General features: G+C 72.3%; 13 protein-coding genes and 1 pseudogene. 8 read left to right on the top strand and 6 right to left on the bottom strand.

Translation table 11 applies throughout. The features are described from left to right. Positions 1-341: 341 nt before the first annotated feature. Positions 342-1,160, top strand: a complete 819-nt coding sequence (locus PUR71_RS14800; RefSeq protein ID WP_329927444.1) for an SDR family NAD(P)-dependent oxidoreductase — start codon at positions 342-344, stop codon at positions 1,158-1,160. 65 nt (positions 1,161-1,225) lie between these two features. Here PUR71_RS14800 and PUR71_RS14795 read toward each other — a convergent pair whose 3' ends face one another. The 5 genes from PUR71_RS14795 to PUR71_RS14775 all read right to left on the bottom strand — a co-directional run bounded on the left by PUR71_RS14795 (position 1,226) and on the right by PUR71_RS14775 (position 4,815). Further along, positions 1,226-2,377 (bottom strand): MAB_1171c family putative transporter, encoded by a 1,152-nt coding sequence (locus PUR71_RS14795; RefSeq protein WP_329927443.1) that lies wholly within the window; start codon positions 2,375-2,377, stop codon positions 1,226-1,228. After that, positions 2,374-2,898 carry a hypothetical protein gene (locus PUR71_RS14790; protein ID WP_329927442.1) on the bottom strand — a complete coding sequence of 175 codons (525 nt, stop codon included), beginning with the start codon at positions 2,896-2,898 and terminating at the stop codon, positions 2,374-2,376. The genes PUR71_RS14795 and PUR71_RS14790 overlap by 4 nt, the downstream gene beginning before the upstream one ends. A gap of 21 nt (positions 2,899-2,919) precedes the next feature. Further along, on the bottom strand, positions 2,920-3,414 hold the full coding sequence (locus tag PUR71_RS14785; protein WP_329927441.1) for a hypothetical protein: 495 nt from the start codon (positions 3,412-3,414) through the stop codon (positions 2,920-2,922). A gap of 372 nt (positions 3,415-3,786) precedes the next feature. Further along, a complete protein-coding gene (locus PUR71_RS14780) occupies positions 3,787-4,326 on the bottom strand; it encodes a flavin reductase family protein (protein WP_329927440.1) in 540 nt (179 codons plus the stop codon). A gap of 30 nt (positions 4,327-4,356) precedes the next feature. Further along, positions 4,357-4,815: a nuclear transport factor 2 family protein gene (locus tag PUR71_RS14775; RefSeq protein ID WP_329927439.1), complete on the bottom strand. Its 459-nt coding sequence runs from the start codon at positions 4,813-4,815 to the stop codon at positions 4,357-4,359. A 225-nt stretch (positions 4,816-5,040) separates the two neighbouring features. On the opposite strand from PUR71_RS14775, the pseudogene PUR71_RS14770 reads away from it, so the two are divergent. The 4 genes and pseudogenes from PUR71_RS14770 to PUR71_RS14755 all read left to right on the top strand — a co-directional run. Next, a pseudogene (locus PUR71_RS14770) lies at positions 5,041-5,316 on the top strand (helix-turn-helix domain-containing protein); the annotation flags it as partial. Positions 5,317-5,343: 27 nt separating this feature from the next. After that, on the top strand, positions 5,344-5,883 hold the full coding sequence (locus PUR71_RS14765) for an MmyB family transcriptional regulator (protein ID WP_329927446.1): 540 nt from the start codon (positions 5,344-5,346) through the stop codon (positions 5,881-5,883). 94 nt (positions 5,884-5,977) lie between these two features. Beyond that, positions 5,978-6,631, top strand: a complete 654-nt coding sequence (locus tag PUR71_RS14760) for an NADPH-dependent F420 reductase (RefSeq protein ID WP_329927438.1) — start codon at positions 5,978-5,980, stop codon at positions 6,629-6,631. A 123-nt stretch (positions 6,632-6,754) separates the two neighbouring features. Further along, positions 6,755-7,924 carry an NADH:flavin oxidoreductase gene (locus tag PUR71_RS14755; RefSeq protein ID WP_329927437.1) on the top strand — a complete coding sequence of 390 codons (1,170 nt, stop codon included), beginning with the start codon at positions 6,755-6,757 and terminating at the stop codon, positions 7,922-7,924. A gap of 39 nt (positions 7,925-7,963) precedes the next feature. On the opposite strand, the gene PUR71_RS14750 is transcribed toward PUR71_RS14755, so the two are convergent. Further along, on the bottom strand, positions 7,964-8,923 hold the full coding sequence (locus tag PUR71_RS14750) for an NADP-dependent oxidoreductase (protein WP_329927436.1): 960 nt from the start codon (positions 8,921-8,923) through the stop codon (positions 7,964-7,966). Between the two features lie 200 nt (positions 8,924-9,123). On the opposite strand from PUR71_RS14750, the gene PUR71_RS14745 reads away from it, so the two are divergent. The 3 genes from PUR71_RS14745 (at position 9,124) to PUR71_RS14735 (ending at position 11,943) form a co-directional block, all read left to right on the top strand. Continuing rightward, positions 9,124-10,149 (top strand): AvrD family protein, encoded by a 1,026-nt coding sequence (locus PUR71_RS14745; RefSeq protein ID WP_329927435.1) that lies wholly within the window; start codon positions 9,124-9,126, stop codon positions 10,147-10,149. A gap of 94 nt (positions 10,150-10,243) precedes the next feature. After that, entirely contained in the window at positions 10,244-10,948 is a 705-nt protein-coding gene (locus PUR71_RS14740) for an AAA family ATPase (RefSeq protein ID WP_329927434.1), read from the top strand. Next, positions 10,945-11,943: a beta-ketoacyl-ACP synthase III gene (locus PUR71_RS14735; RefSeq protein ID WP_329927433.1), complete on the top strand. Its 999-nt coding sequence runs from the start codon at positions 10,945-10,947 to the stop codon at positions 11,941-11,943. Before PUR71_RS14740 ends, PUR71_RS14735 begins: the two co-directional genes overlap by 4 nt. Positions 11,944-11,958: the final 15 nt, after the last annotated feature.

The raw sequence follows: 11,958 nt of genomic DNA, 5'->3' as shown, positions 1-11,958 counted from the left end.
GCGCTCGGCGGTCGCTTCGCGAAACCCGCACCCCTCCATGGCTCGCTCGCTGCGCTCGCTCACGCGCCCACCTCGCTGCGCTCGGCGGTCGCTTCGCGAAACCCGCACCCCTCCATGGCTCGCTCGCTGCGCTCGCTCACGGGCCGCGCCCCCCTTCATCGCACCTCAGGGCGACGGTACACAACGTGCGGGCCCGATTGCGAAGCGTGTGCCCATCCTCACGACCCCGTCGCCTCCCGGCCCCGCACGCGCCGCCCGCCCCCGGGGCACCCCGGCCGCCGGCAGCGCTTATGTATGATCACACTGCGTATGCGAATTCTCTTTGGGGAGGCTGAAGTTCGGTGGCGGATCAGCGAGTTGTCGTCGTAACGGGTGGTGGCACCGGCATCGGCGCCGCCACGGCCCGGCTCCTGCGCGAGGCCGGCCATCAGGTCGTGGTCTCCGGGCGTCGCTCCGAGCCCCTGGAACGCGTCGCGGCGCAGACCGGGGCCCTGGCCCACTGCGCCGACGCGGCGGACCCGGACGCGGTCCGGGGCCTGGTCGAGACGACGGTGGCCGCCTTCGGCCGGCTCGACGGGCTGGTGCTCAACGCGGGGATCGGGCGCGGCGGGGGAGTCGGCGAGATCTCGGACGAGGACTGGGAGGAGGTGATGCGCATCAATCTCACCGGACCCTTCCTGCTCCTGCGCGCCGCGCTCCCGCACCTGCTGGAGGCCCGGGGCTCGGTGGTCGCGGTCTCCTCGGTGTCGGCCCTGCGCAACGGACGGGGCAACGCCGCGTACGCGACGTCCAAGGCCGCGCTGCTCCAGCTGACGCGATCCGTGGCGGTGGACTACGCGGAGCAGGGCGTCCGCGCGAACGTCGTGTGCCCCAGCTGGGTGCGCACCGAGATGGCCGACCGGCGGATGACCCGGTTCGCCGAGGAGAGCGGGGGGCTGGAGGGCGGCGCCGAGGCGGCCTACCGGGAGGCGACCCGGCTCCTGCCCGTCGGCCGCCCCGGCGATCCGCGGGAGGTGGCCGAGGCGGTGTCCTGGCTGCTGTCGCCCGCCGCGTCCTTCGTCAACGGGGCGGTGCTCACCGTCGACGGCGGCGTCACGGCGGTCGACCCCGGGACCATCGCGTTCGACTACCGCCTCGAACCGCGCGACGCCGGGCGCTGACCCCTCGTCGTCGCGCGCCCCGGCCCGCCGGCCATCCGTGGACCGAGCGCGGCCGGGGCGCGGCCCTACCCCTCCGGGACGCACAGCGGAGCGGCCGCGTAGACCCTGGCCACCTGGAGGAGGAGGGCCTGTTCGCCCTCGAGGTCCCTCGTGTCGGCGCCGCCGAGGTCGACCGGAGCCGGGTGCGCGGGCCCGCCGGCCAGCTTCACGTGCCGGGCGTTCTTGATGACGCCGGCCAGGACGGCGGCGTCGAGCTCCGCCGCGGGGACGCCCGCACGGGTCATGTGACCGCGCACCGCCGGCACGAGGGAGGGGTGCGCGTAGTCGTTGAGGGCGAGGATGGCGTCACGGGTCTCGATCACCCGGCGGTAGGCGAGCATCTGGTAGGGCACCCGCGGCCACAGCGCGTCGAGCAGGCGGTGGCGGGGCTTGCTCAGGGCGACGTGCGGAACCGCCGTCACCAGGTCGTGCCACAGCGGCCACAGGCGCCAGGCGGTGGAGACGTCCGCGAGGGTGCGGCGCAGGGTGAAGAACGTGGGAACGAGGATGGCCGCCGCGCGGAGCAGACCGTGCAGGCCCATCAGCAGGGGCAGCCAGGGCATCAGCCCCGGGTAGCCGAAGCACAGCCGCAGCAGGTACCCGAGCCAGTACACGCCGACGACGGCCGTGCCGAGGCCGAACAGCCGCAGGCTCAGCGCCAGGGAGCGGCCGGCCGAGGGGCCGCTGTAGCGCCAGCACATCAGGGCGCAGACCGTGTTGGCGGTCAGGTGGGTCCCGATCAGGGCCAGCCAGTAGTCGAACGACGGGGCGGGCGGCCCGGTCGCGGGCAGGCTGATGCGCAGGTGCGTCCCGGCGGTCAGGTCGAGGGCGAGCAGGACGACGACCACGTGGCAGATGGCGACGGCGAACACCGCCCTCAGCCAGCGGATGCCGGTGGCCACCTGCGCGACGAAGTCGAGCACCGCCCACGCGGACAGCACGCCCAGCACGTTCCGCACCACGGCGACCGGCCCGGCGTCGCTCATCCGCGTGGCGAGGGCGGTCACCGACGGCAGGTTGAACGTCATCGCCGCGGTCGCGCTCGCGACGGCCAGCCACACGCCCCGCTGGCTCGGGGAGCGCAGGACCGACGGGCACCGGATCAGCAGCGCGACCCACAGGACCAGGACGCTGGGCAACTGGAGCGCGGCCCCGAGCCCGGCCACCACGTGGGTCACGGCGCGCCGTGCGGCTGGTCGAGCCCCAGTGCCGCCTCGAGCTTGCCGAGCACACCGCCCGGCCGCCGCGGGCCGGGCCGGCTCACCCGGGCCCCGAGGACGCTGGCGAGCATCTCGGCCTCACGCTCCTGGTAGGTCGAGTAGTTGGTGCGGGCCAGGAAGCGCTGCGCGGTCCGCGGGTCCAGGTCGGGCAGCAGCATGCTCCGTCCCGCCGCGTCGTCCAGGTCGACGGTGCGGTGGTCGAACAGCAGGTGCCCCAACTCGTGCAGCACGATGTGCTCCTGGTGGAGGCGGGCGGTGCGCTGCTCGTAGAAGATGTGGTCGTCGGTGGCCGTCGACAGCCAGACCCCGCAGGCGCCCGAGGCGGCCGCCTCGGGCGGCAGTGCGTGCAGGTGCAGCGGTCTGGAGCGCCGTTCCTCCAGGTACCGGCACAGGGCGTCGACGGACAGCGGCCGCGGCAGGTCGAGTCCGTCCACCAGCGCCTGGCAGCGTTTGCGCAGCCTCAGATCCTCGGATGGCATGGGAGTCGGGGCTCCTGGTCCTCAGCCGCCGTGCGCGGCGGGGGTTCCGGAGGGGCCCTGCGGCTCCTCGCCGACGCCGCTGAGGTTCTGCACGCGGCGCGCTTCGTCGACGATGGTGAGCAGGGCGTCGAGACTGGCGGGCGAGAGGCCGTCGGCCCGCAGGGCGAGACTGCGGACCTTGGCGTCGCGAAGCGCCGCGGCGAGCCGCAGCTGGCCGCTGACCCGTTCCTGCACCGCCTCGTTGTAGAAGTACTCCAGCGGGACCCCGAAGAACTCCGCCAGGACGTCGAGCTGTTCCAGCGTCACGTTGTGCTTGCGGCCGGTGGCCAGCTCCCACAGGTAGGTCGCCGAGATCGACCCTCCGGTCGCCTCGCGGATCGCACCGGCGAGCCGCGCGTAGCCGGGACGCTTGCGCTCGTCCGGGTAGTGCGCGTCGATCAGCTCGTTCAGCCGCTGGTCGAGCTTGTGCAGCAGGGGTCGGCCGCCTTCGCGGGGCGCGGGCTCGCTGCTGTCCATGCGCTGTCCTTGTCCTTCACGTCGGAGAGTCCCGCAGGGCGTCCCGGAACCCTGGAACCCTATCCAGCCGGCCCCGGTTCATGCGTGTCCACGGACAGATCAAGCCACTACCGCGGTCCAGGGCCCGCGACATCGGACCCGGCGGCATCTTCCCGGGGCCGCCCGCCCCCGTCCCGGGCACGCCGGACGGGGGCGGCCATCCGCTGTAGCGGTTGTATTGACGCGTTCGCGTCCGCTGCCTAGGCTCGTGCCGGGCAATCGGGACGAGCGGGGGGAACAGCGTGGGTCCGGCATCGATCCGTCAGAACGACGCGGCCGTACGTCCGGCCGTGGGCGCCGTTTCGGTGAAGCGCCCGTCCGGGTCCGTGCGGACTAGGTCAGCGACATCGACCTGCTCTTCTCCTCCAGGTGCGCATAACGCCCGCGGAAGAAAAGAAGAGGATTCCCGCCGCTAGTCGCGGCAAGATCGCGGACCGCCCCGAGGACGAACCAGTGGTCGCCGGCGTCGACGACGTCGGCGATGTCGCAGGATATCCACGCGGTGATTCCGTCGAGGATCGGTGCACCGCCGGGGCCGCGCCGCCAGCCGATTCCGGAGAACTTGTCGCCGCCGCTCGCGGCGAAGGCGCGGCAGACGTTCTCCTGGTTTTCCCCGAGGACATTGACGACGAAGGACCCGGCCCGCCGGATCCTGGGCCAGCTGGTCGACGACTTGTCCGGGAGGAATCCGACCATCGGCGGGGCGAGGGAGACCGAGGTGAAGGATCCCACGGCCATTCCCACGGGTTCCTGGGAATCCATTCCGGTGACCACCACGAGGCCGGTCGGGAATTGGCCGAGGACCCGGCGGAAGTGCGCCGAATCGAACGTCGCCGGCGCGGGATTCCGTGCGCCGGTCGCATCGGGAGCCATGAGTTCTCCTCGCGGAAGGGCGGATGGTGGTCAGTCGGCCTGGACGGCGAGGTCCCTGATGTTCCGGTTCCCGTCGGCCCAGATGATGGCCATGGCCAGGGCGCTGATGCGCCAGCCGCCGGCGGTGCGGGTGAGCCGGTAGCGGTACTCGCCGCCCAGGGTCCAGGTGGGTGCGCCGAAGCGGTTGGGCAGCAGGTGGGTGGCCTGGAACATCGCGGTCGCGGTCGCGCCGTCCCCGTCGACGTCCACCAGCTGGTTGGCGATCAGGTGCTGGGTGGCGGTCAGCCCCTCGCGGTTCCCCCGCCATTTCGCGATCACGTCCTCGCGGGGGAGCGTGACGGGCTCCCCGCCGTTGAGGCTCGTGTAGTCGAGGGATATCTCGTCGGTGAACAGATCGGCCAGTTCGTCCCATTCGCAGTGGTCGAGATGCCAGCCCATGCGTGCGCACAGCTCTATGATTTCGTTCCGGTCGCGCAGTGCGTCGGTCATGCCCCAACTCCAATCCGATGGCGTCGGGTACGAGTATCCGGACCGCTGCCGGGTTCCGCCAGGGTCGTTATCTCCCAGCAGTGGTCCGGCTATTGGTGGCGCCACCAGATTTTCCGTGTTGCCGAAATGTTTCACCCAATAGAATCCGGCCGTCCGCAAGTGGCGGATGTGAAAGGATCGTTCAATGTTTGACGTGCTCGCCGGGCGGGCCGTAGCATCAACGGCGTGGCGATCAATAGTTCTAGGGCGGTTGGTCCCGGAAGAAAGCGCGAAGTGCTCCGCCACTTCCTGCGGTCGCGCAGGGCACGGCTCTCTCCTGATGACGTCGGGCTGTTCGGCGCCGGCCGGCGCCACACCCCCGGGCTGCGTCGGGAAGAAGTCGCTGTTTTAGCGGGGGTCAGTGCTTCTTGGTACACGTGGCTCGAGCAGGGGAGGGATATCAAGGTATCGGACGGCATACTGGACGCGATCAGCAGTGCCTTGCGGCTGGACGAGACGGAACGCGCGCACCTTTATCGACTCGCGGGGATGAATCCGCCCCAGGCGGCCGCCGCACCGCTGATGCGCGACCAGGACATGGACCGGCTCCAGCTCGTCGTCGACGGCTGGCTCCCGGCGCCGGCGCTGGTGGTCGACCGGCACTGGAACACCCTGGCGGTCAACGCGGAGGCGCGCTCCCTGCTCGGTGTCACCTCCGACCGGGAGAACTACCTCGCGGCGTTCTTCCTGGATGCGGCCGCCAGGGAGAGGTATCCGGAATGGGCCGACCTGGCCGGCCGCCTGGTGGGCCAGTTCAGGATCCTGGCGGCACGGTACCCGGAGGACCCGGAATTCGACGAGATCGCCCAGCGGCTCTCGGAGGCCGACGGCGAGTTCGCCAGGCTCTGGGAACGGCACGAGACCTGTGACACCTCGGTGGTCAGCATGCACATACGGTGCCCCGCCGTCGGCAGCGTCCGGTACGAGCAGGTGACGCTGGGCCTCCTGGAGCACTCCGACCTGCGGCTGATGCTGTACGTGCCGGACGGCCGGCGCGGCGCCGACACGCCCCGGGACCACGTCCGCTGATCGCGCGTCACAGGACCCCGCACCCGCACGTCCCGCGCTGCCCCGCCCCGCGCGAGGGCGCGAACACACCCGGCAAGACGGAGGAGCAACTGACATGAGCGACACACGTTCGACGCTGCGGATCGGAGTCCTCGGCGCGGGCAACATCGGCCGCCCGATCGGACGGCACTGGGTGGCGGCCGGCCACCGGGTGACGTTCGGCTCCCGGACCCCGGAGCGCCTCGCGGACCTCACCGCCTCACTGGGCGACCGGGCGCACGCCGCCACGTTCGCCGGCGCGGTGGCCGCGAGCGACGTCGTGCTGCTGTCCTTCCCCCACGCGGGCTGGGCCGACCTGCCGGCCGCGGCCCGCGCCGGGATGGCCGGAAAGATCGTCATCGACGCGACCAACCCGATGGCGCTGTCCGACGAGGGCCGCATCGTCTCCACGCTCGATCCCGGTCTCACGCAGGGCCGCCGCACCGCCCGGGAACTGCCCGACGCCACGGTGGTGCGGGCGTTCACCCACGTCATGGACGAACTGCTGTGGTCGCGCGGAACGCAGCAGCGGCACTTCTGGGGCATGGCGTACGCGGGGGACGACTCCGGGGCCAAGGACCTCGTCGCGGGCCTGGTGCGCGACGCCGGGTTCACCCCCGTGGACCTCGGCGGGCTCGACGCCTCGGCCCCGCTCGACCCGGGCGGCGCCGTCTTCCCCCACATGTTCACCCCCGCCGACCTCGCGGTGGCGGCCGGACTGGCCGGCTGACGGCCCGGCCGGTCACCGGCCGCCCGGCCGGCGGCCGGTGACCGGCCGGACCCCCTCGACCGGAGGACCGCTCACGGAAAGCCACGGAAAGCCAGGGAAAGTCACGGAAAGGAAGAACCTCCCATGCGCACCGCAGACCCCGTCTCAGCCGCGGCGGCCCCGCTCTTCACTCCGTTCCGGATGGGTTCGCTGACCCTCGAGAACCGGATCGTCATGGCGCCCATGACCCGGGAACTGAGCCCGGGCGGCGTCCCGGGGGCGGACGTCGCCGCCTACTACGCACGCCGTGCCGAGCACGGAGTCGGACTGATCATCACCGAAGGCGCCGCGATCGACCATCCCGGTGCGGAGAGCCGCTCGGCCGTCCCCCGCCTGCACGGTGGCGAGGCGCTCGCCGGCTGGGCCCGGGTGGTCGGGGCCGTACACGGCGCCGGCGGGCGGATCGCGGCCCAGCTCATGCACGTCGGCCTGGACCCGCTGCTGTGGGGAATGCCCCGCGAACGCGCGCTGGCCGCGGTGCCGGACGGCTTTCCGCTGACCAGCCCCTCCGGGATCGACCCTTCGCGGGCCGCCGACACCGGATCCGGCCCCGCCACCGGCCGGATCATGACCGAAAACGACATCCAGGAGATCATCGACGCGTACGCGCGCGCCGCCCGCGACGCCCGGCGGATCGGGTTCGACGCGGTCGAACTGCACGCCGCCCACGGCTATCTCATCGACCAGTTCCTCTGGGCGACCACCAACCGGCGGGCCGACCGCTACGGCGGCGACCTGACGGGGCGCACCCGCTTCGCCGTCGAGGTGGTGCGGGCGTGCCGCCGCGCGGTCGGCGCGCACGTCCCGATCATCCTGCGGATCTCCCAGTGGAAGGTCGGCCACTACACCGCCAGGATCGCCGACGACCCGGACCAACTGGCTCTCCTGCTGGGCCCGTTGGCCGACGCGGGCGTGGACGTCTTCCACTGCTCGACCCGCCGCTTCTGGCAGCCCGAGTTCGAGGGGGCCCCGCTCAACCTCGCCGGCTGGGTCAAGAAGGTCACCGGGCGGCCCACCATCACCGTGGGCTCCGTCGGCCTGAGGGACAGCGACTTCCTCACCTACCTCGACGGCAAGGGCGCCCGGCCGGACGACGTCGACCAGGTGGCCGAGCGGCTGGCGAAGGGCGAGTTCGACCTCGTCGCGGTGGGCCGGGCGCTGCTCGCCGACCCGGCGTGGCCGGTGAAGGTCCGCGCCGGACGGCTCGGCGAACTGGTCGACTTCAGCGCGGGCATGCTCGACACCCTCGACTGAGCGACGCACGGCCGGCGGGAGCCCCCGCCGGCTCTCCCGTCAGCCATGCGCGCCCGCGGTCAGCACGACCTTCCCGAACGCCCGGCCCGACTCCCCGAGTTCGTGGGCCCTGGTGGCACGGGTCAGGGGCAGCACGGTGTCGACCACGGGGTGCAGGAGCCGGCCGCGCACCAGGCCCATCAGCTCCGACAGGCCCGACCGGTCCGGCTCCACCAGCACGAACGCCGTCCGCACGCCCAGCCGGGCCGCCCGGTCCGCCAGCGCCGCCGAGGGCGGAGCGGGCACGGTGACCAGGAGCCCGCCCGGCCGCAGGACGGACAGCGAGCGCGCCGCGCAGTCGCCGCCCACGGTGTCGAGGACGACATCGACATCGCGCAGCGCCTCGCCGAAGTCCGTCTCGGTGGGGTCGACCACCTCCTGCACGCCCAGCGCGCCCAGTGCGGGATGGTGGGTCCGCCGGGCGGTTCCCGCCACCCGGGCTCCGCGTGCCCTGGCGATCTGCACGGCGAGGTGGCCGACGTCCCCGCCCGCGCCGTGCACCAGCACGCGTTGCCCGGCGGCCAGGTGCGCGGTGTCGACCAGCGCCTGCCACGCGGTGAGCCCGGCCAGCGGCAGGGCCGCGGCCTCGACGTGGCCGAGCCGGTCGGGCTTGTGCACGAAGTGCCGTGCGGGGCCGGCCGCGTACTGCGCGTAGGCACCCGCCTGGTACGGGAAGCGGGGCATGCCGACGACCTCGTCGCCCGGGGCGAACAGGGTGACGCCGAGGCCGACCGACTCGACCGTGCCCGACACGTCCCAGCCGAGGATGAACGGGGGCTCGCCGAGGGTGCCGAGGCCGCCGCCGGCGCGGGTGAGCCAGTCGACCGTGTTGACGGCCGTCGCGTGCACCCGCACCAGGATCTCGTTGGGACCCGGCTGCGGCCGGTCCGCCGTGACCGCCGTGAGCACATCCGGTCCGCCGAACTGCCGCTGGCTGATGGCCAGCATCTGCCTAGTCATATGGCCCTCTCCGTCTCCGGTCTCCGGCAAACCTTCGCGTCATTTCCCCGGAGAGACAAGTGTGGGCCGCATTCCTATTATTGCCGCCACCACCAGATGCGCTGCCAGCAGAGTTCGTCTCTGGAATCCGTCCGGAATTCCCTGGGATACTTTTCGACATCAACTGAGCCTGTTGCGCGACCCTCGGGAGAGATAGGTATATGGCGACCATCGGAACGGGCCCGGAAAGGATCTCGTACAGGTCGATCGATGATGTCCTGGGACCGAGGGAGAAACGTTTCTTCGGCGAGGGCTTCAAACGGGCCGAGCACCGCGTGCGTGCGCTGCGCGTCACCGCCGGCGCGGACGGAGTGCCACAGGTCGGGGCCCGCGTCGGCGTCGGCTACCCGGTGGACTGGTCGCGCAAGGGCGACACGGACCAGCGGCCGCACCTGTCGACCGTCGACGTCCTGGCCGTCGGGGCGCAGCTCGCCGAGGTCCAGCTGGCGCACGTCCTGGGCCTGGGGGCGGAGCAGCGCGGCCGGGCGCTGCTGGAACGCGTTCGCATCAAGGCCGGAACGAGCCCGGTCGAGGACGACCTGGAGGATTTCCCGGCCTCCGCCCGGCTGGTGGAGACCAGGCGGGCGGAAGAGGCGGAGAACCGGTTCACGACGACGGTGGACTGCCGGGTGGGAACCCTGCGCGCCCGGTACCGGATCAGCCACGAGGAGGGCGCCGGGAACACCGGGCCGGGATTCTACGAATCACCGGAGGAACTCCTCGGTGATTCCCGGCCGCGGCTTTTCGGCGAGGGTTTCCGGTTCCGGCGCCAGCTGGTCGGGGACGTCGACGTGGAAATCGGCCGGCTCAGGGCGCAGGCCCTGGTGCGCGTGGAGACCGGTGGCGGCGCCGCGCAGGCGGGGGCCGGCCTCGAAGGCGCGCACCACGCGTCCGCGTCGCCGATCGACTGCTTCGTGATCGGACTGCAGCTGGGCCAGCTCCTGCTGTACGCGCTGGACGACCTGCCGCGGGCGCGGAGCGACACGCTCTGGATGCGGGAGACGGTCCTCGAGCTCGATCCGCTGCGCCGGCGGATCGGTGCCCTCGAGCCGACGAGTGCCCGGCTGGAGCGGACCCGGCTCCTGACGAACGGCAAGGGGGAGACGTGGCGGTCGGCCGACATCGTGGGCGACTTCTGCGGGGTGGGCCTGCGATGCGCGGTCGCCCACCGGATCCCCTCGGCGTGACCCGAACACCACCGGCCGGTCCTTCACCGGCCGGTCCTTCACCGGCCCGTACATCACCGGCCCCTACACACCGAACCTGGAAAGAGGAGCAGACATGAACCTGGCCATCTCCGGCACCTACTCGGTGGGCAAGACCCTCACCACCATGGCGGTCTCGCACCTGACCGGCCTGGAGCGCAGCGCGGCGAAGACGATGCGTGAGCTCCTGCCCGTCTCGGTGCCGGGCAAGACGCTCGAGGAGTGCACCGCCCCGGAGATCATCATGCTGATCATGCGCCGCAACCAGGAGCGCGCCGTCAACGAGAGCCACCTGCCCGCCGGTTTCGTCTCCGACGGGTCGTCGCTGCACGAGTGGTGCTACGGGACGGTCCGCGTGCTGGTGGGCATCAACCCGAACGAGTCGGTGAGCCTGGAGAACGTGGAGATGACGGACGAGATCCGCTTCTTCTCCCGGGTCATGGAGCAGATGGGCGTCCCCGCGAAGCAGCACGCCAAGGCGTCGTACGACTCCTTCGTCCACCTTCCCATCGAGTTCCCCCTGGTCGAGGACGGGCACCGCCCGGTGAGCGAGCGCTTCCGCACGCTCGCCGACGAGATGCTGCTGAAGGTCCTGAGCGAGTTGGAGATCCCGGTGCACGTCGTCGGCGGCACCATTCCGGAGCGGCTGGAGAAGATCCTCGACATCTACGGCTTCGCGCCGAAGATGTCCATCGAGGAGGCCATCGCGCGGGCCCAGGAGGACTACGCGAAGCTCGACACCACCGCGGAGACCGAGCGCACGCCGGTCGTGGCGGTATGACCGGGGCCGCGGTCCTGGGCGGTCTGGGGTCGGCGCTGCCCTCACGGCTGGTCACCAACGAGGAGCTGTCCGAGAGCCTGGACACCTCCGACGCGTGGATCCGGTCGAGGACCGGGATCCGCCAGCGGTACTGGGTCCGCGGCGAGTCCACGGGCGACCTCGCCGTGACCGCCGGGCGGCACGCGCTGAAGTCCGCCGGGGTGGACGCGGTCGACCTGGTCGTGCTCGCGACCACCACGCCCGACCACCCCTGCCCGGCCACCGCGCCGGAGGTCGCCGCCCGGCTGGACCTCGGTCCGGTCGCGGCGTACGACATCGCGGCGGTGTGCAGCGGGTTCGTCTACGGGCTCGCCTCGGCGGCGGCCCACATCGAGGCCGGGCTCGTGGACAGTGCGCTGGTCATCGGTGCCGAGACCTATTCCACCATCCTCGATCCGCAGGACCGGACGACGTCGGTGATCTTCGGGGACGGTGCGGGGGCCGTGGTGCTGCGGGCGGGGGAGGCGGGGCAGTGCGGGGCGCTCCTCGGGTTCGACCTCGGCAGCGACGGCAGCCGGCGCGACCTCATCGTCGTCCCCGGCGGCGGCTCCCGCGCCCGCACCGCGCCCGTGGACGCGCCGCCCGCCGGGCGGTACTTCACGATGCAGGGCAAGCCGGTCTTCCGGCACGCCGTCGAGCGCATGGCCCAGTCGGCGCGCAACGTCCTGGCGCGCGCGGGCTGGACCCCGGGGTCCGTCGACTCCTTCGTCGGCCACCAGGCCAACGTCAGGATCCTGCACGCGGTGTGCGACCAGCTCGACCTGGACCGGGACCGCGCCGTGACGGACCTGGACCGGGTGGGCAACACCTCGGCGGCCTCCATCCCCCTGGCGCTGTCGCGCGCCGCGGGCGAAGGGCGCCTGGCGGCGGGCGACCGGGTGCTGCTGGCCGCGTTCGGCGGCGGGCTCACCTGGGGATCGACCGCCCTGGTCTGGCCGGACATCCCGGCCCTGTGAGGGGCCGGACCCGTA

Origin of the sequence: Streptomyces sp. SP17BM10 (assembly GCF_036322405.1) — a bacterium.
Lineage (GTDB): Bacteria > Actinomycetota > Actinomycetes > Streptomycetales > Streptomycetaceae > Kitasatospora.
This window is presented reverse-complemented; position numbering and strand designations above follow the sequence as displayed.